Below are 24,816 nucleotides of genomic sequence, written 5' to 3' on the forward strand. Positions count from 1 at the left end.
GCCGCGAAATTGACCTAATCCCAACGTGCTCGAAGCCGATAAACTTTCCCGATCATTCGATGAAGTAGCCGCTGTCCGGAATGTATCCTTCCGACTGGAGCCGGGGCAGATCATGGGGCTCGTTGGGGCCAGCGGGTCGGGGAAAAGTACGTTACTTAGCTTACTGGCGGGGCTAACAGATGCTGATGCCGGTGAGGTGCGGCTTAGCGATAAACGGGTACCTGGCCCCGCCGAGGTACTTGTGCCCGGTCATCCAGCTATTCGGTTGGTTCACCAGGAATATCAGCTTATGCCAAACGTATCCGTTCGGCAAAATATCGCTTATGCTGTCCGGTATTATGAATCTACGTACCGCGAATTTCGGGTCAACGAATTACTGAAACTTTGCCACCTGACCGACGTACAGGACCGGTTACCGCGCCAAATTTCCGGTGGAGAGAAGCAGCGGACGGCCATTGCCCGGGCGGTGGCCGACAAGCCATCGGTACTGCTCCTGGATGAACCCTTTAGCCACCTCGATTTACCAAATCGGCAGATTGTTCGGGACATGGTGTTTACCCTGGTCCGGCAGGAGCAGACAGCCTGCCTGTTTGTTACCCACGATGCTACCGATGCGCTGTCGATCGCGAACTCACTGGGTATTTTGCGGCATGGCCGGCTTATTCAGCTTGACACACCCCTGACCGTGTACCGGCGGCCCGCCACAGCCTATGCCGCCCGAATGACGGGATCCGTCAATGTACTTCGTGCTAAACACCTGCCAGCCCTCGGACTGCCCTCAACCAAACCGGCTGATTCACTTTGCGTGATCCGTCCTGAAACGATTCGGCTCGCTGAGACCGGTATTGCGGCTACAATCCGGGCCGTTTTTTTCAAGGGATACCACTACGAAATTGAAGCGGAAGTTTCGCGCTACGTCTGCCTGCGAGCGTTGACCACCCATGATGGACTGCACCCCGGACAGGTCATCCACCTTGAACTCGACCCTGCGGCCATCTGGTGGGTTAATGACTAAACTACTAACCTTCCGGCCGGTTTGCAGTTTATTGAGTAAGCAAGCAACTGACGTTATGGAAAAGGAACAAAGTGCCGGACAGGAGTATCATGGCAAGGAAGAATCAACGGGAAACAATGGCTTTCTGGTCAGCGAAAAAACTGAGAATGTGAGCGTTGATGCCGATAAGGTGGATGCGGAAGATCATTCGGTTGGGTCCATTAATGGATCGGAGGTCGATGATTACCTCGGGAAAACGAAAAAGGAAGGGGCGGATAAGGAAGAATAGAGCGAGTAAAGGAGGAGGGGGATGAAAGGGAGAAGGAATTGTTGTTCCCTCTTTTCCTTTCATCCCCCTCATCCTTTACTCCCTCTTATAACATTCGCTTGACTAGCTGATCTACCGTAATGCCTTCGGCTTCGGCCTTAAAATTACGGACCACCCGGTGACGCAGAATCGGCAACGCAACAGCCCGTACGTCTTCAATGTCAGGTGAGTATTTGCCGTTTAACAGCGAGTTGCATTTTGCCGCCAGAATCAGTGCCTGCGATGCCCGCGGACCGGCTCCCCATTCCAGGTACTGATTGGCATCATTCGCTGCCAGTTCGGTGTTGGGCCGGGTTTTGTGAACGAGTTTAACGGCGTACTCCACTACGTTATCAACAACCGGTACGCGCCGGACCAATTGCTGAAATTCCCGGATCTCTTCGCCGGTAATAACCCGCTGCACCTGATGACGGTGGTCAGATGTTGTGCTTTTGACAATATCCAGTTCCGACTGATACGACGGGTAATCGAGGTAGATATTGAACATGAAGCGGTCTAGCTGGGCTTCCGGCAAGGGATACGTTCCTTCCTGTTCAATGGGGTTCTGTGTAGCCAGTACGAAAAATGGCCGACCGAGCGAATACTTCTGACCCGCAATCGTTACGGCATATTCCTGCATCGCTTCCAGCAACGCCGACTGGGTTTTGGGGGGCGTCCGGTTAATCTCATCGGCCAGGATTATATTGGCAAATACCGGTCCTTTGATGAATTTAAAGTTGCGCTCTTGGTCGAGGGTTTCGGAGCCCAGAATGTCCGACGGCATCAGGTCAGGCGTAAACTGAATTCGGTTGAAATCCAGATCGAGGGCACCCGCAATAGTCTGGATCAGCAACGTTTTCGCCAACCCCGGAACACCGACCAGCAGACAGTGCCCCTGACAGAAAATAGCCGTCAATAGCAAACGCACGGTGTCGTCCTGGCCAATGACTACTTTAGAAATTTCGTTTTTGAGTTTATTATACGATTCTGTTAAGGCTTCGGCAGCCGCGACATCCGATGAGTAGGCCACAAATAAAACGGTTAAAAGGTTTACGGTTTACTGAAAATAGTTGTTCTGGACTCAGTTTCGCAAATTAAGCGGAAAACGGAAGAATCAATACCAGAAAACTATTCACCGCCCCCACTTGTACCGGCTGCACTAGCCTGTGAGGTGCCGAAAATTCGGCAACCCTGGTACTCAGGATCAACGGTAATGTACACATCGCCTACTGATTTACGAAACCAGTCGTCGATGGCGCGGTTCTTTTTATTAGCCAGGACGATATTCTGGAGCTTTTCAAAATCAAGCTTGAAATCGGCCGTGTGAGGCTGTACTTTGCTCTTGAAGTACAAAAGCCGTACCGCACTTTTACCGTCCTCAGTCCGGTAGGGCAGCGGAGCCGAGATGCTGCCGACCGTCATCGTATCAAGCAATGTAAACAGGGCGTACTCCATTGAGCCGTCCATTGCCAGCCGGCTGCTGCCCGACTGCGGATCGCGGAGCAGTCCGCCGGCATCGGCCGAGGTCTTGTCTTCCGAAAAGTCGCGGGCGGCCTTCTCAAACTTGATGGAATCGGCCTTGATCAGCGTACGCAGGCTGTCGAGGAAGTGAGTAGGTTCGTTCGTATCCAGGCGGTTATAATCGGGACGGAGCAGAATGTGCCGGGCGTGGTATTCGGCCCCCCGGGTATCGAGCAACTGAATCAGGTGCAGACCGAAATCGGACTCGACTACGTCTGACATTTCATTTGGCTTGAGTTTCAGGGCTGCTCCTTCAAACGGTGCCACCATCATGCCGCGCTTGGCATAGCCGAGGTCGCCACCATTCTGGGCAGAGCCTACATCTTCCGAAAATTCTTTGGCCAGCGCTGCAAAATCTTCGCCAGCCTGAACCCGTTTCTTTATGTCGAGCAACCGCTGCCGCAGGGCGTCTTTCTGCTCCTTGGTCGGTTTGGCGTAACGCACAATCTGGCCTACTTCCACTTCCGCGGGCATGTAAGGCAAACTGTCTCTAGGGATTGAATCGAAAAACTTACGAACCTCGCGGGGGGTCACCTTCACGTCGTCCGTAATTTTCTGCTGCATTTTCTGCACCACCTTCTGGTCTTTCACCTGCTGGCGCAGTTCGCTCTTGAGCATCTCAAGGCTCTTGCCGTAGGCTTCCACAATGTTTTTCTCGGAGCCGAACTGCTGAATCATGTACGACATCCGGGCGTCGAGTTCACTGTCCACCAGTTTATCGTCCACCACAACCGAGTCAATATCCGCTTTGGCCAGCATCATCTTGTTGATGACAAGGCTTTCGAGCAACTGGCATTTCTGCGGGGGCGTCTGGTTCTGACCAACGTACGATTGGTACGCTTCTTCGAGGTCAGACTTAAGAACGTAGTAGTTATCAACCTTGGCCACAATTTTGTTGAGGCTGATACCACCCTGACCCAGTACGGGTCCGGCGAGTAACCAGCTAAACGTAGCAATAAGGCCTTGTATGAGCAATCGTTTCATGTTCTAAAGATAGTCACTGAACGTCAAACGTTCTGATTTTTAAGATTTTTTAAGGCCTACAAGCCTTATTTTGCCAATTTACGAATCTCTTCCTCGTTGATCTTTGTCGGATATTTCTGCCGCAACTGGGCCAGCCACTGCTGTTCGAGCACGGACTGGTAATCGTTGATAACAGCTCCCCGGGCTTCATCGAACGTTTTGGCGCGGGCCGGCTCAATGCGCGTGATCGTTACAGCAACCGACTTGCCGTTACGCTTGATGGTCGTGGTGCCTACCTTCCAGTCCATACCATCGAGGTAGGGATTGCCACCGTCGGCAAACGTACCTTCGGTGATCGAGACGGCTTCTTCCGTGGCCTGAGGCTGTCGGCTATTAATAACCTTGGCAATGTCGGCCTTTGAAGACGTCAGGTATTGGAAAGTCACCCGGCGCTGAGCAGCCGCGTCTTTAATGCCCGGGCGCATACCCTGGTAATCTTTCTCCGTAATGCGAGTCAGCGAGATACCGTTCTGCTGAAGATAATTCACAACAGCCCGGATACGTCCGGTCGATACCGAATCGCGCTCGGTGGCATCGTGAGAGCCGCTCACTTCAACGATGTAGTTCGGGTTGCGAACCATCGCTACCAGAACGTCGAACAGACTTTCGCGCTGCTGGCTGGTCAACCCGGTTCGGTTCTTGTCGAAGGTCAGGTCCGCAGCCGACCGCCGAAGCTGATACGGGGGGCGACCCGTCAGCATTTCCTGCGTCTGTTTCAACAAATCGTCGTTCTGCGCTACGATCACGGTGGCAACAGCCCGCTCGGGGAAGCGGTATTTGGCTTTATGCTGTTCGTAGTACTGTCGCTGACCCGTCGAGTCGGCCATCGAGCGTTCCCATACGTTCTGTTCCATCACCTGTGACAGCAGTACGCCATCGCGGATTTCGTTCAGCAACGCGCGAAACTCCGGATACTTTTTCTCCAGATTAGCTTCCTCGGCAGCCATCAACTGATCGCCGATGAACCGATCAAATAACCGACGCATCGCTACGGTCGGTACGCCCACAGCGGGCGCATCGGTGGCAATGCGGTTATCCCGGCGGGCGGGTTGCTGGCGCTGGCGAACGTAGGCGAAGAAGTCGTTAACCGTGTAAGTTTTGTTGGTAACGGTAAGCAATGGTTTGGCCTCAAGTGTTGGATCAAGTGGTTCGGTATAACGCCATTGACCCCGAAGCAGGCTGCTGTCTGCTTTGGTCAGGACCGCGTCGACCACCGGCTTGTTTTCCTGGACGGCATACTCTTTGGTCAGTTTCTGAACAGAAGCCTGCCGCAGCACTTCCGCACGGGTATCCGTCGTGACGCGCTGACGGAGGGCTGGGGCGAGTTCCGTGTACGGTTCGATACTCCGCCGTTCGATGAGCTTGATGATGTGCCAGCCGTAGTTCGTCCGCACTGGTTTTGAGTAGCTGCCGGGCGTTGTGAGCGCAAAAGCGGCTTCCTCAAACGCTGGTACCTGCCGACCCGTTTCGAAGAAGGGCAGGAGTCCGCCGTTCGACTTTGACGTTACATCGTCGGACACTTCGCGGCAAATGGTTTCGAACGATTCACCCTGCTGCAAGCGGTTGTAAGCCGTATCGATACGTGCCTGAGCAGCCCGCTGTCCGGCTTCGTCGGCGCTGGGGCTCAGCCGTACCAGGATGTGCGCCACCCGCACCTTGCCCCGGCTGGGTCGGCGGTCATTAACTTTGATGAGGTGGTAGCCAAAGCGCGTCCGAACGGGGGCTGACACACCACCCACCGGTGTTGCATAGGCCGCCGTTTCGAAGGGGTACACCACCGAAAAGGCTGTAAAAAAGCCCAGACCTCCGCCGGCTGGGGCGGTGCTTGGATCTTTGGAGTACTCCCGAGCCAGTTTGGCGAAATCCTCACCGGCTACTGCCCGGGTACGTAATGACTGAACCGCCTGATAGGCCGCCAGGGTATCGGCCGGGGCCGCGTCTTCGACCACGGGAATCAGGATGTGGGAGGCATTAATTTCTTCCTGCATCCGCTCGTAGGCTTCGGTCGCCAGTTGTTCAACCAGAACTTTATCGGTCAGGTACGATTGCGAAAGCTGCTTGCGGTAGGTTTGCATTTCTTCCCGAAAAGCCTCGGTCGTGTCGCGTCCTTCGGCTTCGGCCGCCAGCACCTTCAGTTTCAGGTTGGTGTATAAATCAAGGTAACTCTTGACGTCGGTGCGCTGGGCTGAATCGGCCGAGAGCTGATTCTTGGTGAACGACTGGAAGAAATCGTCCGTAGTGAAGGATTTATTGCCCAGGGTAAGAATAACCGGCTGCGGAGGAGCTTGTTGTTGAACAACCGGTGCGGACGTTTTGCAGGCCGTTAAAAACGCAGCCAGCAGGAGACCGCCAGTGAGTTGACGCATACGATACGGAAAGTGGTTGGTATTACGATCAGGTACATTAAGAACAAGGATACCCATAAAAACATTCGTTTGCAGTGGCCGAAGTATACCCAAGGCACCGCGGTTAAAGAACGATTCTGTCGGGAGGCTTATTGGGTTTTGGGACGGATTTTCATGGTTTTCAGCCTGATGTCGTAGACTAGTTCATAGGCGTAGCGGTCGCGCAGGTGGCGGCCGCTGAACGTAGCCGGTACCTGAAACGTGCGCTCTTTTTTGGCCCTAAGCTCCTGTTCGGATAGCTCAATGCTGCTTTGCCCGAGCAGTTCGTCGGCATCGACCCGGTCGAGCAGGCGGATGCCAACACCGGCCGCAACCAGCCCCGCCGTTACGTATTTTAGCGGTGTCAGCACCTCGGTCGCTGTCAGCAGCACCGAGGCCGGGAGGCTCACTACGTTGTGAATCCGTCGGATCTGATCGAGCGCCTGCTGAGCCCTGGCATAATCGTCTACTTCGATCAGCACGAGCGACGCCACGATCTTTCCGTTTTTCGGTACGGCGAGACTGATGGGCTGTGCCGTTGCTAAGTTGGCCTGCTGTCCGGTTGCCATTGGTTCGACGCCCCACCCGCCGTTGACGACCGCGACCGGTTTGTTGCGGGCATCGTAGCTGGTGATCGAATACGCCATCATGACTTCATCCCGACGACTGATCGTTTCTTCCAGGTTGATGGCTTTCAGGCTTTGCGGGACCAGCTCGGCCGTGAGCGGTTTTTGCGAATTGCAGCCACTGAGCAACAGCAGGAGCGTGATGTAGCGAGTGTATCTACGCATTGGTTTCGGTAAACTCCTCAACAATCGATTCGCCCGACGACAGATCTCCGCTGGTCCACTGCCAGCGTTCGTGCAGCCGGAGCCGTCCGTCGGCCAGGAACTCGGGCGTTGACCGGCAGCGGCCCGTCATCAGATCGCCGGTCTGGTTGACGTGCTGGTAGCGCATGTCCAGGCTACCATCCGGCTGAACCGTAGCCAGCAGAAACCCTTTGACGATAGACCCGCCCGCGTAGTCGGCCCAGACAAGGTTGCCGTCCTGGCGATAATGAAATACCGTTTCAGCCCCCACCTCTCCGTTCTCGGTGTTGACAACCGACCGGAACCGTTTGTTATCGTACATCTTATTCATTTTAACTCATCCAGTAGCCGGAAGTAGCGCAGTTTATCCGTATCAACAGCCCTCAGCCCGTAGGCCGACAGAAAGCAGGCATCGTAGCGGTTCGTGCCAAGCTCATCGGCCAGATCACGCAGACAAAGGGCGAGGTCCTGATACCGGTCGCCCACCCCCAGTCCTCCAACATCGATGAATCCGCTGAGCCGCCAATCAGTCAGTATGAGATTTGGCAGGCAGAAATCACCATGCGTTACAACCAGATCATCGTCAGCCGGTTGTTCGGCATACAACTGCTCCAGAATATGTTCCGGCGTCCGCGCCTGATTCTCGTCGTCAAAATCGTCGGCATCAACCAGACCACGCTGGACGAGGCTGGTCACTTCCCGCAGTTTGGTGTCCGTCCGTTGGTCGAATGGGCAACTGGCCGGTTCCAGGCTGTGCAGCGCCAGCATGCTCACGGCCAGCGTTTCGGCTAACCGCTTTGGATTGGTCTTCCACTCGTCGGCCGAGGCCGGAGAACCGACCAGCTCCCGGATCAGCAGGTAATCAATGCCGGTCAACCGTTCGTAGTAAACGACCTCCGGGGCGGGCAGATAGGCCCGTAGCCACACCAGAGCGTCTGCTTCGGTTTTCAGACCGCCCCAGGGATCAACCGGATTGATCTTCAGGTAAAAGCTTTCAGGACCTTCAAGCCGAAACGTTTGTGCCGACGACATACCCAGCGTATCAGCCTGCCAGCTTGTCTTCTGGAGCAGTCGCTGCAGCTCAGTTGGCAATGTGTACCTGACCATATTGCGGTCGTTTAAACGGCTGGTTCCTGCTGGCTCAGGCAATGGAAACTGCCCAGACCCCATACAATCTCCGTCGAGTCGATACCTACCACCTTGCGGGTTGGGAAGCACTGGCCGATGATGTCGAGCGCCTGCTGGTCCTTGTCGCAGCGGAACGTTGGTACGATTACCGAGCCGTTGGTGATCAGGAAATTAGCGTAGGAAGCCGGAAGGCGAATGCCGTCGCTCACGACGGGGTCTGGCATGGGCAACTCCACGATGTTGAGCTGTTTGCCGTTGAGCAGCCGCATCGTTTTCAGTTCGTGGTGGATCTCCTGCAGAAACGGGTAATTGTCGTCGTTCGGATTCGGTTCGTAAGCCGCAATGACCGTATCCTCGTTTACGAACCGGACGGTGTCGTCGATGTGGCCGTCGGTATCGTCGCCAACGATGCCTTCTTCGACCCAGAGTACCTGCTGCACACCGTAGTAGTCGCAGAGGTACCGCTCAATGTCGGCCTGCGACAGGTGGGCGTTCCGGTTCTGGTTGAGCAGGCAGGCCCGGCTGGTCAGTACGGTTCCGGCACCGTTGAATTCAACGGAGCCTCCTTCCATGATAATGCCCGGCGTTACGTAGTCGAGGTCGCAGTAATGCGCTATTTCGACTGGAATCAGGTCGTCGCGGTCGTAAGGCGGGTACTTATTGCCCCAGGCATTATAGCCCCAGTTCACGATCATCCGCTGCTTGCGCTCGGGATTGATCAGAAAAGCGGGGCCGTGGTCACGGCACCATGAATCGTTGGTCGGGTGGGGCAGCAGCGTTATCTTTGAGAGATCGGCGTCGGCCACCAGTAATCGCAGCTTAGCCGCCTGAATAACAATGTCATTGTGGGCGTTGATGCACACCTGTTCGCTCTCGGCAATGGCCTTGATAAAGTCGATATAGGCCGGAAACATCAGTTCCTGCCGCTCTTTCGACCACGACGCTTCGGTGTGTGGCCAACTGAGCCAGGTTGCTACGTGTGGGTGCCACTCGGCAGGGAAGAAAAAGCCCTCCTGGGCTGGTAAAATTTCCTGATTGGCCGTTTCAGACAATGGCGGTATATTCATGCAGACATTTAAACTACTCCTACAAAAGTACGAAAATTATGTGGCTCACTACCCGAAATCGCTGGTTGTTGGTGCTCGGACTGGTGTTGGGAGCCTTCACGAATGTACAGGCTCAATACGGACAAAAACCGATGTCGGAACTGGATCTGCTGCGTATCTGGTATCCAGCTTATAAACCGACTTTGGCTGATTTTCAGACGTATCGCGTCCCGCAGCCCAATGCTTACCTTGATCTTGACGACCTTCTCAAAAAAGCCGACAGCACGGCTAAAATTGAAGCCCTGGTCATCTCGGGCGACGTGCTGCGTAAAGGTGGTCTACTTCGGTTGGCACGGCTTCCGCACGTACGGGTGTTGACCGTGAACGGTTTGACGGCCCCCTATGCGGATTCGTTGTTTGCGGCCATTGCCCGGTGGCCGGTTCTGGAGCGGCTGACAATTGACGTATCGCAGGCCGATGGTAACCGATCACAATCAGCACAATCTTTTACGCTGCCTTCTACCATTCAGCGTTTTCCAAAACTGAACGATTTACGCATCCGGGGCAACGGCCTGAACTGGGAGCCGTCTATTCAGGTGCTAGCCGGAATGAAAACGCTCCATCGGCTGGAAGTCGATCACTGGCAGCCGGTCAGCCGCAAGCTGCCCAGTCTGGCACCCCTGCAGCAGTTGCGGGCGTTGAAGGTGACGGGGCAGGGGTGGATAGTCGATGCCGAGACCATCAGGGGATTGAAGGGACTTACCGATCTCGCTCTACAGGATGCGCAGATAGATACCGCTACGTTCCAGCAGGCCATCGATCAACTCGGTGCATTAGAGAGCCTGTCGATAAACAGTCTTTCAGGCCATACGCTGACCTTTACCCACCTCAAAGGACTTAAGTCATTGGAGTTAAGTGGTTCAATGATGGTGGATGCAACCACACTGATTGGTTTGACGGCTATCGAACGGTTGACAATCAGGTCCAGTCAATCCGTTGATTTATCGGGTCTCTGTGGATTGGCCCGGCTGCGGACGTTGTGGGTCAGCTCCAGCGGTAAATCCGTTCAGCTACCTGACTGTATCGGCCGGCTTAGCCAGCTAACCGAACTACAGGTGGAGAACGGGCTAATGAACCGGCTGCCCGCTACGATAGGCTCCTTGCGTCAACTGAGAAAACTAGTGCTGCTCCGGTGCGGGCTCGATTCGTTGCCCGCTACCATCGGGCAGCTAACGAAGTTGCAGGAATTGAATGTTTCGAGCAACAAACTTTGTCAATTACCTAATTTGGGACAATTGCGTGAGTTGAATCGATTGGACGTTACTCAGAATCAACTCACGACACTACCGGATGACATTGGGCAGCTTACTCAGCTAACTACGTTAAATGCGGGCCAGAACAGATTGCGAGAATTGCCGGCTTCCATAGGCCGGCTGACCAAATTAAGCTTCCTTCTACTTTTCAACAATCAGTTGGAGCGCTTACCTGACGAGCTTGGTAAGCTGAAAAAGTTACGTATTCTGATGATTGGTGATAACCAACTGACTTCGTTGCCCAATTCACTGGTTAGGTTAGATTCACTGGAGAGTCTTGGGATTGGGAAGAATCGATTACGGGCATTTCCGACGAGTTTCACCCGGTTGCGAAATCTGACTAATTTGTACATCGGTGCCAATGATTTCACCGCATTGCCTGCTGATCTGGGTGAGTTGCGTCAATTGCAATTCCTGACGATCAGTGACGTACCAATTACGGAACTGCCCTCGGCCATTTGTGAATTGGTCAATTTACGTTCCCTACAAATCTCTAACACAAAACTTCGGCTTTTACCCGACAACATCGGTGCGCTGTCAAAACTGACCAACATCATGTTGTTCAACAACGAACTGATTGCCCTGCCGAATAGTATTGGTCAGTGGAAAGAAGTAATGATGCTGAACCTGTCTCAGAACCGCCTGGAAGGCTTACCGAACGGCATCGGCGGCATGACGAAACTGGCTATCCTGACTATTACCGGTAAGGAAAAGTCCATCGAAGGGGCAACCGGCGGAATTCAGCAATTACCCGACAGCATCGTAAACTGCACGAACTTACGGTATATATGGCTTCAGCACCAGCCTCAACTGGATGTTGATGACCTGTTCCGGAAACTGAACCGTATGAAAAACCTGAGCGAGCTGACGGCTATCAACTGCAATATAAGTCGCCTGCCGGAAGCCGGGTGGAAAGACGTAACAATTGAAGGGCTGAACGTATCAAGCAACCTGCTCACTGAATTGCCCACTGGTCTGCTGGAAGCTCCCCGGCTGCGGAGAGTTATGCTGCGGGACAATCGGCTTCCAGACCTGCTTAACCGTGATTTTTTCAGTCTGGATGCGTTGCGGGTGGCTCTGATGGAAGCCGGTACGTTACCGATGTCGGCCATAGCCAAACCCAATCGGCAGGTCAGCAATGCCTATCAGCAGATGGCCAGTCAGAAGGCTACTCGCCGGGATTGGGAAGGGGCTATGAGTGATCTGCAAAAAGCCATTGACTATATGCCTGATACGACGGTGTCGTTGCCCTACGCGCAGCGGGCCGAAATGCATTTCTTCCGCAAGGAGTACGCAGAAGCGCTGGCCGATTTTGATCAGGCGATAAAGTACGCTCCGAATCTGAACTGGCAAAAGCAGGCTGATTCGTCGTTTGCCAACCAGATGCTGGCTCAGTTCTGGCAGCGGAAATCTGCCGTACTTGGAGCAACGGGTAAGTATGACGAAGCGCTGTCAGGCGTCAACCAGGCCGCTAGGCTGCTGCCCGCTTCGGCGAGTGGGCAACTGACGGCCATTATCCAGATTGATCGGGGACGGTACCTCACCCTGAAAAATAAGCTGGCCGATGCCGATTCGAGCTACCGAAAGGCGATTCAGGCCTACGAAAAATTGCCTTACGCGGAGCCACCGGTACGGTTGACCGTTGTTGAACTGAATCTGCTGACGGGGCAGTACGACCGGGCACAACGTGCCATTGCGGCCATTCCTGCCGACCGCCTACAGGGCGGTTTTGCTACGTTGAAGGAGTATCTTCAATCCTGCCTCCTGGTGCTTAAAGGTGATCAGGCCGGGCCGAAAGTGACCGAGCAGCTAACGTCCTATCTGGCCAAGCACACGGCCCCCATCTACGGCTGGAGCTTCGATCTGTTCGACAACTGGCTGAACCGTACTAAACTGCCAACGGAAAAGGTAACTGCCCTGCGGCAACTGACGGAGGCTACCAAAGAACGACTGGCCAAACCCCAATAAGAAAGCGCTGTTAGTCAATTAACTGCCGAAGTTGATTCACGGTCAGGGCCGTAAAGTCGTCGATAATCAGCGCGGCACCGGTGTCTGCCAATTCCTCGTGCATGTGAGTGGTGGCCAGTGCTACTACGTGCATGCCCGCCCGAAGACCGGCTTCGATGCCAGCAAAGGCATCTTCGAACACAATGCACCGGGCTGGTTCAACGCCTACACGCTCGGCGGCTTTGAGGTAGATCTCGGGATCGGGTTTGCCGCGCCTGACCATGCTGGCATCAACAACGGCGTCGAAGTAGGGTCGCAGATTTAGCCCGTCGAGCGTGAAACTGACGTTGCTGGCCGGTGCCGACGTACCGACCGCCGTCCGAACGCCCTGGGCCTTCAGGGCGTCCAGAAAAGACATCAGGCCCGGAGCGGGCTGGAGGTGGGGTTGATACAGCTCCCGGTAAATTGACTCTTTTTCTTCGGTCAGGGCGGCTAACTCATCCGCCGGGATGGGACGTTGAAGCACGTACGCCATGGCGTCGGCTGAAACGCGGCCGTTGATATGTTCGATGTATAAATCCCGGGTAAGGGGAAAATTGCGGAGTTGCGCAAACTGAATCCACGCATTGATGTGAAACTCGGTGTTGTCAATTAGGACGCCGTCCATGTCGAACAGGACGGCCCAGGGGGCGGTGGTCATGCCGTGAAGCGAATGGGTTACGGCCACAAAGAAAGGTATTGTTGGCCAACCGTTTCATCAGCGGTCGAATTAATTCGACCGCTGATGAAACGGAACGACCGATGATGAGTTAATCCTGCATGACTACTGATAAATCGCTTCCAGAGGTAATTGATGAATTATTGGCTCAGGCTCAACCACCGGCGACTCTACTCAACCAGGTTGTTGAGCTAGTCGGTAAGACCCTTGATGCCGACCGTTGTTTTCTATATGTTCGGCAACCAACTAAAAAGCGCGGCCGTATCGCTTTCTGCTGGCGCAAAGATGAAACGGTACCGAACGTCATCCAACCCGACTGGCAGGAAGCCGATTCAATTGAGTTGCCACAAGAAGACCCGTTGTTCCGGGCCGCAATAACATTGCAACCTTCCGTGTATGTCGATGATGTGGAAACGGCCGGCCCAGACGTACTGAACCGCGAGTTTGAGCACAAAACGTTTGGCCACCGGGCGCTGATTCACGCGCACATTACGCGGGATGGTGAATTATGGGGAATCTTACAGCCGTGTGTGTTCGGCAAGCCAAGACGCTGGACAGACGAGGAAAAACGTCAGATCGAAGCCATCCTGTCCCGCTTACAACCCGTGATTGTGCATTACGTCCGATAAAACAAAACCGCATCAGGTAGTTGTTTAGCCTGACGCGGTTTTGCTTAATTTGGAACGTAACAACTGGACTACTTTTCGGCCTTCTCTTCTTTCAGCGTTGACAGGAAGCTCACGACGTCGCGGATTTCGCGTTTCGTCAGCAGATACTTCATGTCGGGCATGCTGGACGGCGCATTTTCCCGTTTGGCAATCTGGTCTTTCGCGATGGTTATGTCCGGCTGATCTCCGACCTTCATGACGATCTCCTTAGCGGTTTCGTTCTGGACAATACCGCTGACTGTTTTCCCATCTTTCAGTTGCAACGTGGCCGTTCCAAAGCCAGGTGCCAGTCGGGCGCTTGGGTTAATCACGGCTTCCAGTAACTGCTCCCGCGACAGTCGGCTGGCAACGCCATTCAGACGCGGCCCCGCGTTTCCGCCAAGATCGTCGTAGGCGTGGCAGCGAATGCACTGCGCCGTTTGGTGGCGGAAGAAAATCCGGCGACCCTGGTTGGCGTCGCCCCCGAAAAGACTACCCTTATAAGAGGCCAGCAGATCGTCGGGCGATAGCTTGGCACTGATGGCTTTGTAGCGGGCGGTCAACTGGGGCGAACGGGTATTGTTGACGGCCTCCTCCAGTTCCAGGCCGACTTCCGTAGGCAACGTACCGTTCTCCATTTTCGTCAATAACTGCTCGAATACCTTCTGTGTGTTGGCCACCGGCAGTTTGCCGAGCGTAACCAGCGCGGCCTGTTTCTCTTCCGTGGTGCGGGTGTTGATTACATCGGAAAGCAAGGCCACCATCCGGTCTTTGGCCATAGCCGTTTTGTCGACCAGGTCGAGGGCGGCTACCCGGACGGTTTTTTCGCCGTCCGACAGTGCCTGTTCAATGGCCTTGCCAATGTTCGGATTCTTCATAGCAGCCAGCGCACGCAGGGCTTCCACCCGTATGGTCGGGTCGCTATCGTTTTTCAACCGGTCAAACAACCCGTTGGCCGCTTCGTTGATCCTGAGCTTACTGATGGCTTTCACCGCGCTCATGCGAATCGCCAGATCCGAGTTTGTCAACAGTTTCGTGTACATACCGCCCGCTTTGGCTTTTACTACGTTCGGGTCGCGCTGTACCTCGCCCCGGTAGCGACCATCAACGCGGTCCAGTACTGATGGCTTGGCCCAGGTACTGAGGGCGTCCATTGCTTCGGCCCGCATGGCAGCCGGATTGCCTTCTTTTTCGGCGTACGTAATCAGGTTTTGCATGGCCGCTGGCGTACCAACCCGAAGGTTCGCGTTGATAGACCGCCGGATCAGCGCTTCGTTTGTAAAGCGGGTCGTTGCCAGCAGATTGCCCAAAGCTGGAAGAGCTTCTTTGACAGACAGGTCATCGTTGATGCCGCGGGCTGCTTCCGTGACAACAAATTCATCCGAATCGGCCAGGAACGCTGCGATGCCCGGATTGCTCATCCGACGAAGCGCCACAACGGCCGCAATCCGTAGCGCACGCGATGGGCTTTTCGCCAGCGCTACCACCGGTTCCGCTTTTCCGATGCGGGACAGCGCCAGACTCCCGGCGTGACGGAGGTACACGTCCTCGTCGTTGTTGGCCTCCAGCATAGCGATAATCGGCTGAACCGCCGGTTCGTAGGCAATCCGGCCCAGAGCCTCAGCCGCGAAGAACCGGGCCCGGGCGTTGTCGTCTTTCAGCAGCGGCATCAGGGCCGGACCCGCTTCCTTGTAGCGAATGTCGCCCAGCCATTTAGCCGCCTGCGCCCGAATTTCCGGATCGGAATCCTTGAGCAGCGGCAATAGCAACGGAGCATACTGCTTATCCTTACGGGCCAACTGACTGATACCCCAGATACCGTGTACCCGCGCCAGTTGATTGTCCGTTTGCTTGATCGCTGCCGAAAAGATCGTAGCGCCTTTAGCCCCCCGCTTGGCTAGTTCGAACTGCGCTTTCTGCCGAACCCGCATGTCCGGATTTCTCAGGTAATCGCCCAACTGGTTTTCCGAGGTCTTTGTGAAATCGTCGGCCAGCAGCTTTTTGGTCAGCAACCGTTCGGCTGAACCCGCCCCGTCTTTGTCGTCGAGTTTCCAGATACGGCCGTATTCCTTGGTGTCCCAGCCGTTGATCCAGTCGGCTACGTACATGGCGCCGTCCGGTCCGAAATCGATGCCGGTAGCCAGTACGTTACCCAGAATTTTTTTGTGTTCACCCAGTTCGAACGAAGCGCCCTTGGGCTTCAGCTTGAACGAATGGATACCCGAACGGGCCGGGCTACCAACAAATTCGCCGATGAAGAACGTGTTTTTATACTTCGGGCTGAGCGCCGTACCGGGGTTGTAGAGCATACCCGTCGGACCGCTCACGAAGTTGGCCAGCGTTGGGGTAAAGTACGCAGCCTGCCCATCGAAACGGGGTTTGTACATCCCTTCGTCCATCCAGACCTTATAGGTATTGTTGTTTGGGTCGCGGTATTTACCGTACTGCCAGTTACTACGCCAGCCCGTATCCGACCCATTGACGATGTACACCAGTCGTTCTTTTTCGCCGGGGTGGTCGCCGTCATTGTCTTCGCTGATCAGGTTGCCGTATTCGTCGAACACAAACTCGTGGGTGTTCCGGACGCCGTAGGCAAAGACTTCGAAATCGCTGCCGTCGGGGTTGGACCGAACCACGACGCCACTGTTCGGGTGCTCCCATTTTTTGCCGTCGGGGCCTTTGCCGTTAAAGCCGATGTCGCCAATCTGCCAGTAGATTTTACCGTCCGGACCCATTTCGATGCCCGACATACCGTGGCCGCTGAAGCCAACGTGGATGCCGTATCCGTGGGAAAGCGATGTTTTTTCGTCGGCGATGCCATCCCCGTTTTTATCACGCATGCGCCAGAGGTCCGGCGCGACGGCCACGTACAGATCATTACCTTCGGCCAGAACGCCACCGGCTACGTCGGTCACTTCATCGTGAAAATCCTCGACAACCAGTTGCGATAGATCTGCCACGCCATCGTTGTTACTGTCTTCGAGCCGGTATATGTGCTCTTTCTCGACGGCCAGGTCACGCCAGTCGTGCGAGCCGTCGCCGTTGAGGTCCTTCAGCCATTCGTTCTTCTTGCTATTGGCCGGCGACAGTACGTTGCGCAGAAACGCGCGTCGGTCTTCCACCGTCTGGAGCCGGTTCGAGGGGATTTCCCAGTCCTGATGGCCACGAATGTCGAACTCGGAGTTTTTCTGCCTGTTGGTGCGGGTGTAGAACAGCCGCCCTTTGTCGTCGATATCAATGGCGATGGGGTCGGCCACGAGCGAGTCGACGCCCCATATCTTCAGGGTTAATCCTTCGGCCAGTTCGGGTGTAACCAGGGCTTCGATGGATTTGGCGAGTTCGGCGGCTTTTTCGGGAGCCATCCGTTTGATACGTTTGCCGATGGGGTCATCCTGATAGCTGCCCAGTATGACAAACGGAGCTACAGCCAGGGAGGAGTACCAGACAATTTTTTTGAGTGAGGGTAACGTCGTAATTGGTTTTTTCATGCGCAACGAAAATCGAGAGCGTGGGTTTACACAGGTGTTATCAGCTAACCAGCCGTGGTGCTTCCGAATACACTCTGGGTCGTACCCGGAAGCACCAGGCCTGTCAATTCAATGGAGGCTGCGCGTCAACGTCGCCGGCCAGCACCGCGGCTTCGTGGAGCAGTTCAGTCGCTACCAGTTCGTCCGTCAGTTCTTCAATACGTTCGTCGATGGCATCCAGCCCATCGTCTAAAGCAGGCGCGGGCGTTTGCATACCCAGTAGGAAACGGCCTACGTACAGTAAACTAAGCGAAAAACGTAACTCGGGCAGGGCGCGACTGTGTCGGGTAATCGGTTCTGTATGCATGGTATACGTAAAACAAAAGCCGCGGCTGGTTGGGTTCGCGTGTAGACCGGCCACCTACGACGCCCGGGCTACAATTCTTTGATCCGGATATTGCGGAAATAGATCGGCGCCCCAGCGTGTTTGCCCTGCAGGCCAATATGGCCTTTCAGGGGCAGTTCGGCGGGTGGTTTACTGAGCCATTCGGGTACCGCCGAGCCATCGGGATTCGTTTTGGCCGAGGTAAACGTTGACAGGTCGATGGTATTGATTAATTCATTATTCAGGACAACGTAAATTACCTTGTCCTGACACGTAATGGTATAGCGGTTCCACTCACCGGGTTTTTTTACGAGGCTTTTGGTAGCGGGCTGGTGACCGAAAAAAGCCCCGCACCGCCAACTGGCCGGCGATTCGGCCCATTGCTTCGCGTAGTCGTCGGCAATCTGAATCTCGACCGAATTTGGAATCCAGTTCGCCGTATCACTCGCGTGGACAATCACGCCACTATTGGTACCATCGGCGGTTTTGAAGAGCAGGTCCAGCACAAAATTTTCGTAAGGCTGCGCCGTCCAGATGGCTTTGTCGTCCGTAGCGGTCAGGACGCCTTCTTCGAAACTCCAGACGCCTTTCGGGTAGCGGGCATTTGACAGGTCGTCGCTGAATAATGGTCGCCAGCCGGCTCCAACGGGATTTGGGTGCCCTTTGGGTGGGGTCTGAGCCAGCGCCTGCGTGGCAAGCAGTACAGCCAATCCAAGGAGACGAAGTGGGTGTTGCATGGAGGTAGGAAACGGTTTGTATAAAAAGCAAACGGCCGGGGCAATTTCCTCATTGCCACCGGCCGTAAACATTCGCCTGATGCCTGGCTATCTGTACGCTGATGTTGCTGGTCAAGCCGTGGCTAACTGAGCCTCGCCATCGGTACTGATCGCCGATTGAACATCGCTCCGGCGGAAGCTTTTCATGATCCAGCCGCCACCCACTACGTCGTCGCCTTCATAAAACACGGCCGCCTGGCCCGGTGCGATAGCCGACACGCCATCATGGAACAGGACCTGTATTTTATCCCCCGCCTGGTGAATTGTAGCCGGTGTGCCCGGGTCTTTGTACCGCACTTTCGTCACGGTTTCCAGTGGGCCGGCGATGCGGTCGTATTTCTGCAAATTCAATCGGCTGACGATCATGCCGTCGCGAAACAGGTCTTTATCGACACCGAGCACCACCTCGTTTGTGTCTTTCCGAATCTCGGTCACGAACACCGGATAGCCCAGCGCAATGCCGAGGCCTTTCCGCTGGCCGATGGTATAGAACGGGTAGCCTTCGTGTTTGCCGACAACTTTACCGCTGCCTTCCAGAATGAAATTACCGCCGGCGACTTCCTGCTCCAGACCCGGTACGCGCCGTTTCAGGAAACCCCGGTAGTCGTTGTCCGGTACGAAGCAGATTTCATACGATTCGGATTTGGTGACCAGCTCGATAAAACCGCGTTCTTTCGCCATCTCCCGAATTTCTGACTTGCGCAGATGACCCAGCGGTAACTTCGTCCGGCTCAGGCTCTCCTGCGAGACGCCCCATAGCACGTACGACTGATCTTTAAGGTTGTCGACGCCTTTCGAAATCACATACCGGCCGTGCGACGGACCGCCGTTCTCGTTCCGGATGTTCGCGTAGTGGCCCGTCGCAATGAACTCACAGTCCAGGCGGTCGGCCCGGCGGAGCAGCGCGTCCCATTTGATGTGGGTGTTGCAGAGCACACACGGATTGGGCGTCCGGCCCTCCAGGTACTCGCCCGTGAAGTGGTCGATGACATAATCACCGAACTCATTGCGGATGTCGAGGATGTAATGCGGGAAACCCAGGCTGACGGCGATGTTACGGGCGTCGTTGATGCTGTCGAGACTGCAGCAGCCGGTTTCTTTTTTAGTGCCACCTGACGACGCGTAGTCCCAGGTTTTCATGGTCATGCCGATGACCTCGTAGCCTTCTTCGTGCAGCATAACGGCCGCGAGCGAAGAATCGATGCCGCCACTCATGGCGACCAGAATTCGTCCGTGTTTGCTCATGGATGATCTGCCAGGGTTCAAAGCCCTGCGATTTGATGTTTTGCTAGGAGAACTCATTTTTGATTAAGGATAGTTCATGGTAAAGCGGGTAAATCAAGTGCCAGTGACCAAAACAGGGCGAAAAATTGTTTACATTTGGTAAAAGCTCTACTAGCTATGCAGGGATCAAAATTAAGTTCGCTTCAACTCGAACTGCTAAAAGTGTACTCCTTTCAACCCAGCGACGAGGATTTAATAGCTGTCCGTAAGTTGCTGGCAACTTACTTTTCCGACAAAATGACGAAAAAGATCGGCCAGGCTATAGATGAGAAAGGCATTAAGGAAGAGGATCTCGAGCGTTGGTTGAATGAATAAACTGCGCTTGGTATTGGACACTAATGTGTTCATGGTTTCACTGGCTCCTCAGTATAAATATCATTGGATATATCAGTGCTTGATTCAGGAAAAGTTTGAGCTGGCTCTATCAAATGAGATCTTGACCGAATATCATGAACAGATTGTGTCTCGGTATGGTATTGACCGCACAGACGCTCAACTGGATTACCTGCTTTTATTACCAAACGTTACATTGACTAATCCTTCGTTTCTTTGGCAACTGGTTGAACATGATAAAGACGATAACAAGTTTGTTGACTGTTATTTTGCCAGTCAGTCAGATTATATCGTCAGTAATGACCGGCATCTGCTTGGAGTAGCCACCGACGAGTTTCCGCCCATATCTGTTTTGTCGTACGATGAGTTTGAACGCCGGTATAAGCAAGAATTGCTCGCCTAACGGCCCAACGGCTATTGTTGGCTGAACAGCAGCAAACACGCCACCGGCACCAGCACCAGCGAGACTAACGACGAGAGGGATACCAGTAAAGAGGCATTCTCCGTTTCAGTTTCCAGAAACGTAGCAAATACAACCAGGTTCGCGGCAATTGGAAAGGAAGCAATCAGCAGCAGCAGCTTCTGTTCATCGCCTTCAAGTTGCGAGATCATCAGCGACTCCGCCAGGACTAATCCGCCCATCAACACAGCCGCGACAACGTAACGGATGCCCAGTAGTTTGCCAAACTTCGCGTAGTCAACCTTTTTGAAATCTACTTCCGTCAGCGTAATACCGATGATGAGCATACCCAGCGCCGAGAGCGTCCAACTAGCTCCTTTGGTAAAAGGCTCGATGCTTTCGGGTAGTTCAAAGCCCTGAAGGTTGGCGATGATGGCAGCAATACAGGCGTAGATAGCCGGAATCTTCAACACGTTCTTCACCGAATCGCTGATGGGCAGGTCCTTGCTGCGCGACACCAGATAGAAGCCGATGGTGTCGCCATACAGTACGTTACCCATGTACGCGCTGATGATCAGCGGCATCTTTTCTTCTCCAAACAAGGCCATTACAACCGGAATCCCGAACCAGCCGATGTTGAAGTACGAATAGGAACAACTCAGCAGGTTCTGGTTCATGTCCCTGTCTACGTAGCGACCGGCCAGCAGAGCGGGTAAATTCATCAGCAGTGCCAGTATGAAAATGATTGCGGCCACAATGGCCAATTGGCTCAACTCCGCTTTCAGGATGTTGTCGAAAATGACCAGTGGAATCAGAACGTAGAGCAGGATTTTAGAGATCGGTTTGCTTTCCAGACCGAATCGACGACTGGCGAAGTAGCCCGCTATAATGAAACCGTAGAGTGGCAGTACGTTAGTCAGCAGGCTGGGCAATACGTTCATAAGACAGTCGTCGTAGGATGGCGTTGGTTAGTTGATCAGTCCGGGCTACCAGGAACCACAGCGCATTGGTGTCGAGCAGTTCGCCAATCAATAGATGGCCGATACCATAGAGAGGGGCGTCCGGATGATCGGGTACGATGAGTTGCAGCGTATCGACATCAGCCCGTATACCGCCCGGTTCATATGGAGTAATCAGATGCTTGCTAAGCAATTGCTGGAGGATTGGAACGTCCATTTTCTCAATATTGCTGGCCGGGCCGGTTGCATTGATCACGTAGTCGACCTGTTCGGTTTTTCCGTCGTCGGTTGTGACGTAAAACACGTTCTCCTCGGCGTGCCAGTCCACTTCTTTGGAATGAGCTGTAACGGTCAACTGCCCGGATTCCATGAAGCCGCGCAGCCGTTCGGCATTCCGCAAGGGTATGGCGTGGCGGTTAATATCGTTGTAGGGTTTCAGCCATTTCAGAAACAGCAGCTTCTGGTCGGGGGGCAGCAGTTTCCAGATGTCGAACGAGTCGTAGCGGGTTGAATACAGGATGTTTTCAAATACGTTTTCGCCCTTAAGAGCCAGATCAATATCTTCGTTCAACAAATCCAGTTGTGGTTTATCAATCCGCTTAAACCGCTTCCAGTCCTGCCTGCCCATGACGCGTTCCGCTTCCTGCTGAAACAGACGGAACAGATCCTTTGTCCGCAGCGGGCGCTTCTTCTCTCGGATCAGCTTTCGGATGTTGGCCATCGTCAGCATCTGCCGGTCAAACGGAACTTCTTTGGGCGACTGGACGCGGGGTAGCAGGCCGTCCGGCGAAAACATCTTCAATGGTCCCGTATGGCCGTTGTTCGTCAGGGTAATTACCGCGTCCAGGGCCGTCAGGCTGGCCCCCAGGATGCAGACGGTAGCCGCTTTGTCGGTAATGGTGTCGGTCAGCCGTTCTTCAGGCCAGGGCGAATCCAGGTAGTTGGGCGAGCGTTCGAGGTGGTTGAAATTATTGGACTTGGGCGTACCGGTAGCCAGTACCGCTACGTCGGCCTGAATCTGCCGACCCGATGCCAGCGTCAGAGTTACCGTATCATCCGTTACATCAGCGTCAACGGCCTCTTCGTTACAAAGCTCAACGTCAATGGAATGCCGTTTTGCCACCTCAACGTACTCGTCAAACATGGTCTGGAGGTAGTGGCCGTATAAATTTCGGGGCGGATACGCTTCCGGCTTAATTTCCGTACCGGGATACTCCTTCTCAACGAAATCACGATTTGCCCGCATCCAGTCGACGAAATGAAGGGGTTCCTCGGCAAAGATGCCCATCAACCCGGCCGACGTATTGAGCAGATGGCCTTTCTGCCCTGTTCCGTATGCCAGTCCGGGGCCAAACTCGTCGCGGGGTTCGATGATGACAAGGGAGATAGGAGCAGGGGAAGGCTCGACAACTAATTTCAGGACGAGGTGAATAAAGGTCGCTACTCCGCTGGCGCCCCCGCCAACGATAGCAATTGTTTTAGCTTGCATGAATAACGTTGAGGTATGTGGTAGATACGGATTTTGTGATGTATCTCTATACGCTAACTGAGGGTTTTAATCTTTTGTTTTTCAGCAGTGAATACCGGGCCAGACTAAGGGCAGACGAGTTAGGCGTTGTCGAAGCTCACACCAAAAAGCCGCATCAGCGAAGACCGAACGCGGCTTTTAGGCAGAGTTATCGGAATGAAAGTGATTAAGGCTGACCACTACCTCCGGCAGCTCCGTATACCTGGCCGGTGGCATAGCTGCCGTCGCTGGCGGCCAACTGCACGTAGATCGACGCCAGCTCAACGGGTTGGCCCGGGCGGCCCAGCGGAGTATCACCGCCAAAGTTTTTAAGCTTCTCCGGCGTAGCGCCACCGCTCGGTTGCAGGGGTGTCCAGATCGGTCCCGGTGCGACGCCATTCACCCGAATGCCTTTCGGTCCGAGTTGCTTGGCCAGCGACTTGACGAAGTTCATATTGGCCGCTTTAGTCTGCGCGTAGTCGAATAAATTCGCTGAAGGGTCGTATGCCTGCTCGGAGGTTGTGCTGATGATCGTCGAGCCGGGCGGCATGTGCGGCAGGGCGGCTTTGGTAATCCAGAACGGCGCGTATATATTGGTTTTTATCGTCGCGTCGAAATCCTCGGATGTCAGGTCCAGCAGCGATTCACGCTGTTGTTGCCGGGCTGCGTTGTTAACCAGTATGTCCAGACCGCCCAGGCCCTTGACAGCCTGATCGACCAGCCGCTTGCAGAAGGCTTCGTCGCGAATATCGCCGGGAATGGCAATGGCCTTGCGGCCTTCTTTCTTAATCAGGTCAATCACCTCTCTGGCGTCGGGTTCTTCTTCCGGCAGGTAGTTGATGGCTACGTCGGCCCCTTCGCGGGCATAGGCAATAGCCGCGGCCCGTCCCATTCCCGAGTCGCCACCGGTAATCAGGGCTTTGCGGCCCTGTAAACGCCCCGATCCTTTGTAGCTGGTTTCGCCATGATCCGGACGCGGATTCATTTTGCTGACCAGACCCGGCCAGGGCTGCATGGGCGTATTAAACGGCGGTTTGGGGTATTTTGTCGTTGGGTCGGTAAGCGGTGTAGGGGCGGCCGCGTTTGTGCGTTGTCCTTCCGAGGCAGCAAATACCGGTGTTGCCATCACAGTAGCCGCCAAACCACTGCCAATGCCGCCGATGACCTGGCGTCTGTTTAACTGGTGCTCATTCATAGTTGTATTCGGTCGTTGAGTAATTGATAAATACTACAGAAAAACTGTAGTTGAAGGGCTAACTAACCGTTATACGTTAAGGTTAGATTTTCATCTCATTTAATTCGCCAGCATGCATTCATTGTCAGTCACTTCTTTGTATCGTATGGTGCCAGCAGTTGTGCATCTGGTTCTGCGTTGGTATTGGCAGCCTGCGGTTTGCCGAACTCTTGCCGGAATAGGTTTCAGGCATTTGTAGTACGCCACTAAAAAAGAAAACACCCGGCTCTTGACAGAAAAGCCGGGTGTTGTGGTTGACGTACGAGACTTCCGGTCACTGACCGGCCGTGGCTGCGTTCTTTTTACGGGTTGCCGCTGCTTTTTTGGCGGATGCAGAACGCTCTTCCGGTGTGCGCGACGCCGAGGCTGCACCGCCTTTCTTACCACCTTTATGAGCCGGCTCTTTGTTTTCAGCATGTCCACGGCCTGAACCGCTTTTGTTACCTCCTCCCGATGTTTTGTTCACCGTTGCCCAGGCCCGGCGCTCGGCTTCTTCTTCGGACACTCCACGGTCTTCGTAGCTTTCTTCGATGTGTTCTGCCTGCCGTTTTTGCTTATCGGTATAGGCCGATTTGTCCCCTCTTGGCATAGTTCTAGTTGGTTAAACGTTGAGATAGTTGAGGGTAAACAAATT

General features: G+C 54.4%; 22 protein-coding genes. 6 read left to right on the forward strand and 16 right to left on the reverse strand.

What is annotated here, in order from left to right; genetic code table 11:
- The first annotated feature begins 25 nt into the window (after positions 1-25).
- Positions 26-1,015 carry an ABC transporter ATP-binding protein gene (locus tag BN8_RS06250; protein ID WP_040005493.1) on the forward strand — a complete coding sequence of 330 codons (990 nt, stop codon included), beginning with the start codon at positions 26-28 and terminating at the stop codon, positions 1,013-1,015.
- A gap of 55 nt (positions 1,016-1,070) precedes the next feature.
- Positions 1,071-1,283, forward strand: a complete 213-nt coding sequence (locus BN8_RS06255; protein WP_040005494.1) for a hypothetical protein — start codon at positions 1,071-1,073, stop codon at positions 1,281-1,283.
- A gap of 85 nt (positions 1,284-1,368) precedes the next feature.
- Here BN8_RS06255 and BN8_RS06260 read toward each other — a convergent pair whose 3' ends face one another.
- From BN8_RS06260 to BN8_RS06290, 7 genes are all read right to left on the reverse strand, one after another.
- Positions 1,369-2,331 (reverse strand): AAA family ATPase, encoded by a 963-nt coding sequence (locus BN8_RS06260; protein ID WP_009280970.1) that lies wholly within the window; start codon positions 2,329-2,331, stop codon positions 1,369-1,371.
- Between the two features lie 98 nt (positions 2,332-2,429).
- Positions 2,430-3,806 (reverse strand): peptidylprolyl isomerase, encoded by a 1,377-nt coding sequence (locus BN8_RS06265; RefSeq protein WP_009280971.1) that lies wholly within the window; start codon positions 3,804-3,806, stop codon positions 2,430-2,432.
- 65 nt (positions 3,807-3,871) lie between these two features.
- Positions 3,872-6,211, reverse strand: coding sequence for a peptidylprolyl isomerase (locus BN8_RS06270; protein WP_040005568.1), 2,340 nt, complete (start codon positions 6,209-6,211; stop codon positions 3,872-3,874).
- 128 nt (positions 6,212-6,339) lie between these two features.
- Positions 6,340-7,020: a hypothetical protein gene (locus BN8_RS06275; RefSeq protein ID WP_009280973.1), complete on the reverse strand. Its 681-nt coding sequence runs from the start codon at positions 7,018-7,020 to the stop codon at positions 6,340-6,342.
- Positions 7,013-7,360: an avidin-fold protein gene (locus BN8_RS06280; protein WP_144051613.1), complete on the reverse strand. Its 348-nt coding sequence runs from the start codon at positions 7,358-7,360 to the stop codon at positions 7,013-7,015. Before BN8_RS06280 ends, BN8_RS06275 begins: the two co-directional genes overlap by 8 nt.
- Before the next feature lie 5 nt (positions 7,361-7,365).
- On the reverse strand, positions 7,366-8,145 hold the full coding sequence (locus BN8_RS06285; RefSeq protein WP_040005495.1) for an APH(3') family aminoglycoside O-phosphotransferase: 780 nt from the start codon (positions 8,143-8,145) through the stop codon (positions 7,366-7,368).
- A gap of 11 nt (positions 8,146-8,156) precedes the next feature.
- Complete coding sequence (locus BN8_RS06290; RefSeq protein ID WP_009280976.1) at positions 8,157-9,233, reverse strand: agmatine deiminase family protein; 1,077 nt, start codon at positions 9,231-9,233, stop codon at positions 8,157-8,159.
- Positions 9,234-9,271: 38 nt separating this feature from the next.
- Here BN8_RS06290 and BN8_RS31550 point away from each other — a divergent pair, with 38 nt between their 5' ends.
- On the forward strand, positions 9,272-12,493 hold the full coding sequence (locus BN8_RS31550; protein ID WP_051041004.1) for a leucine-rich repeat domain-containing protein: 3,222 nt from the start codon (positions 9,272-9,274) through the stop codon (positions 12,491-12,493).
- Between the two features lie 10 nt (positions 12,494-12,503).
- On the opposite strand, the gene BN8_RS06300 is transcribed toward BN8_RS31550, so the two are convergent.
- Positions 12,504-13,172, reverse strand: coding sequence for an HAD family hydrolase (locus BN8_RS06300; RefSeq protein ID WP_009280977.1), 669 nt, complete (start codon positions 13,170-13,172; stop codon positions 12,504-12,506).
- Between the two features lie 119 nt (positions 13,173-13,291).
- On the opposite strand from BN8_RS06300, the gene BN8_RS06305 reads away from it, so the two are divergent.
- Positions 13,292-13,819, forward strand: a complete 528-nt coding sequence (locus tag BN8_RS06305) for a GAF domain-containing protein (protein WP_009280978.1) — start codon at positions 13,292-13,294, stop codon at positions 13,817-13,819.
- A 68-nt stretch (positions 13,820-13,887) separates the two neighbouring features.
- On the opposite strand, the gene BN8_RS06310 is transcribed toward BN8_RS06305, so the two are convergent.
- The 4 genes from BN8_RS06310 to mnmA form a co-directional block, all read right to left on the reverse strand.
- On the reverse strand, positions 13,888-17,325 hold the full coding sequence (locus tag BN8_RS06310) for a DUF7133 domain-containing protein (protein ID WP_009280979.1): 3,438 nt from the start codon (positions 17,323-17,325) through the stop codon (positions 13,888-13,890).
- A gap of 103 nt (positions 17,326-17,428) precedes the next feature.
- Complete coding sequence (locus tag BN8_RS06315) at positions 17,429-17,671, reverse strand: hypothetical protein (RefSeq protein ID WP_009280980.1); 243 nt, start codon at positions 17,669-17,671, stop codon at positions 17,429-17,431.
- 68 nt (positions 17,672-17,739) lie between these two features.
- Complete coding sequence (locus BN8_RS06320) at positions 17,740-18,426, reverse strand: 3-keto-disaccharide hydrolase (protein ID WP_040005571.1); 687 nt, start codon at positions 18,424-18,426, stop codon at positions 17,740-17,742.
- 111 nt (positions 18,427-18,537) lie between these two features.
- Positions 18,538-19,710 carry a tRNA 2-thiouridine(34) synthase MnmA gene (mnmA, locus tag BN8_RS06325; RefSeq protein WP_040005496.1) on the reverse strand — a complete coding sequence of 391 codons (1,173 nt, stop codon included), beginning with the start codon at positions 19,708-19,710 and terminating at the stop codon, positions 18,538-18,540.
- A gap of 156 nt (positions 19,711-19,866) precedes the next feature.
- Here mnmA and BN8_RS34010 point away from each other — a divergent pair, with 156 nt between their 5' ends.
- The gene (locus tag BN8_RS34010; RefSeq protein ID WP_040005497.1) at positions 19,867-20,064 is read left to right on the forward strand and encodes a DUF8507 family protein; all 198 of its coding nucleotides are present in this window, start codon (positions 19,867-19,869) and stop codon (positions 20,062-20,064) included.
- Between the two features lie 31 nt (positions 20,065-20,095).
- Positions 20,096-20,485, forward strand: a complete 390-nt coding sequence (locus tag BN8_RS06335; protein WP_229367827.1) for a putative toxin-antitoxin system toxin component, PIN family — start codon at positions 20,096-20,098, stop codon at positions 20,483-20,485.
- Positions 20,486-20,496: 11 nt separating this feature from the next.
- On the opposite strand, the gene BN8_RS06340 is transcribed toward BN8_RS06335, so the two are convergent.
- The 4 genes from BN8_RS06340 to BN8_RS06355 form a co-directional block, all read right to left on the reverse strand.
- Entirely contained in the window at positions 20,497-21,423 is a 927-nt protein-coding gene (locus BN8_RS06340) for an AEC family transporter (protein WP_009280985.1), read from the reverse strand.
- Positions 21,395-22,930: an FAD/NAD(P)-binding protein gene (locus tag BN8_RS06345; RefSeq protein WP_009280986.1), complete on the reverse strand. Its 1,536-nt coding sequence runs from the start codon at positions 22,928-22,930 to the stop codon at positions 21,395-21,397. Before BN8_RS06345 ends, BN8_RS06340 begins: the two co-directional genes overlap by 29 nt.
- Before the next feature lie 205 nt (positions 22,931-23,135).
- Positions 23,136-24,143 carry an SDR family oxidoreductase gene (locus tag BN8_RS06350; RefSeq protein WP_009280987.1) on the reverse strand — a complete coding sequence of 336 codons (1,008 nt, stop codon included), beginning with the start codon at positions 24,141-24,143 and terminating at the stop codon, positions 23,136-23,138.
- A gap of 313 nt (positions 24,144-24,456) precedes the next feature.
- Complete coding sequence (locus tag BN8_RS06355; RefSeq protein ID WP_009280988.1) at positions 24,457-24,771, reverse strand: hypothetical protein; 315 nt, start codon at positions 24,769-24,771, stop codon at positions 24,457-24,459.
- Between the last annotated feature and the right edge of the window lie 45 nt (positions 24,772-24,816).

The organism is Fibrisoma limi BUZ 3, assembly GCF_000296815.2.
Lineage (GTDB): Bacteria > Bacteroidota > Bacteroidia > Cytophagales > Spirosomataceae > Fibrisoma > Fibrisoma limi.

Bases quoted from the DNA above. Each gene is read 5' to 3' on its own strand.
- BN8_RS06345 (WP_009280986.1), bottom strand. From the start codon at position 22,930: ATGCAAGCTAAAACAATTGCTATCGTTGGCGGGGGCGCCAGCGGAGTA.
- mnmA (WP_040005496.1), bottom strand. From the start codon at position 19,710: ATGAGCAAACACGGACGAATTCTGGTCGCCATGAGTGGCGGCATCGAT.
- BN8_RS06320 (WP_040005571.1), bottom strand. From the start codon at position 18,426: ATGCAACACCCACTTCGTCTCCTTGGATTGGCTGTACTGCTTGCCACG.
- BN8_RS06340 (WP_009280985.1), bottom strand. From the start codon at position 21,423: ATGAACGTATTGCCCAGCCTGCTGACTAACGTACTGCCACTCTACGGT.
- BN8_RS06355 (WP_009280988.1), bottom strand. From the start codon at position 24,771: ATGCCAAGAGGGGACAAATCGGCCTATACCGATAAGCAAAAACGGCAG.
- BN8_RS06335 (WP_229367827.1), top strand. From the start codon at position 20,096: ATGGTTTCACTGGCTCCTCAGTATAAATATCATTGGATATATCAGTGC.
- BN8_RS06255 (WP_040005494.1), top strand. From the start codon at position 1,071: ATGGAAAAGGAACAAAGTGCCGGACAGGAGTATCATGGCAAGGAAGAA.
- BN8_RS06275 (WP_009280973.1), bottom strand. From the start codon at position 7,020: ATGCGTAGATACACTCGCTACATCACGCTCCTGCTGTTGCTCAGTGGC.
- BN8_RS06350 (WP_009280987.1), bottom strand. From the start codon at position 24,143: ATGAATGAGCACCAGTTAAACAGACGCCAGGTCATCGGCGGCATTGGC.
- BN8_RS06290 (WP_009280976.1), bottom strand. From the start codon at position 9,233: ATGAATATACCGCCATTGTCTGAAACGGCCAATCAGGAAATTTTACCA.
- BN8_RS06315 (WP_009280980.1), bottom strand. From the start codon at position 17,671: ATGCATACAGAACCGATTACCCGACACAGTCGCGCCCTGCCCGAGTTA.
- BN8_RS06310 (WP_009280979.1), bottom strand. From the start codon at position 17,325: ATGAAAAAACCAATTACGACGTTACCCTCACTCAAAAAAATTGTCTGG.
- BN8_RS06285 (WP_040005495.1), bottom strand. From the start codon at position 8,145: ATGGTCAGGTACACATTGCCAACTGAGCTGCAGCGACTGCTCCAGAAG.
- BN8_RS06300 (WP_009280977.1), bottom strand. From the start codon at position 13,172: ATGACCACCGCCCCCTGGGCCGTCCTGTTCGACATGGACGGCGTCCTA.
- BN8_RS06270 (WP_040005568.1), bottom strand. From the start codon at position 6,211: ATGCGTCAACTCACTGGCGGTCTCCTGCTGGCTGCGTTTTTAACGGCC.
- BN8_RS06280 (WP_144051613.1), bottom strand. From the start codon at position 7,360: ATGTACGATAACAAACGGTTCCGGTCGGTTGTCAACACCGAGAACGGA.
- BN8_RS34010 (WP_040005497.1), top strand. From the start codon at position 19,867: ATGCAGGGATCAAAATTAAGTTCGCTTCAACTCGAACTGCTAAAAGTG.
- BN8_RS31550 (WP_051041004.1), top strand. From the start codon at position 9,272: ATGTGGCTCACTACCCGAAATCGCTGGTTGTTGGTGCTCGGACTGGTG.
- BN8_RS06265 (WP_009280971.1), bottom strand. From the start codon at position 3,806: ATGAAACGATTGCTCATACAAGGCCTTATTGCTACGTTTAGCTGGTTA.
- BN8_RS06305 (WP_009280978.1), top strand. From the start codon at position 13,292: ATGACTACTGATAAATCGCTTCCAGAGGTAATTGATGAATTATTGGCT.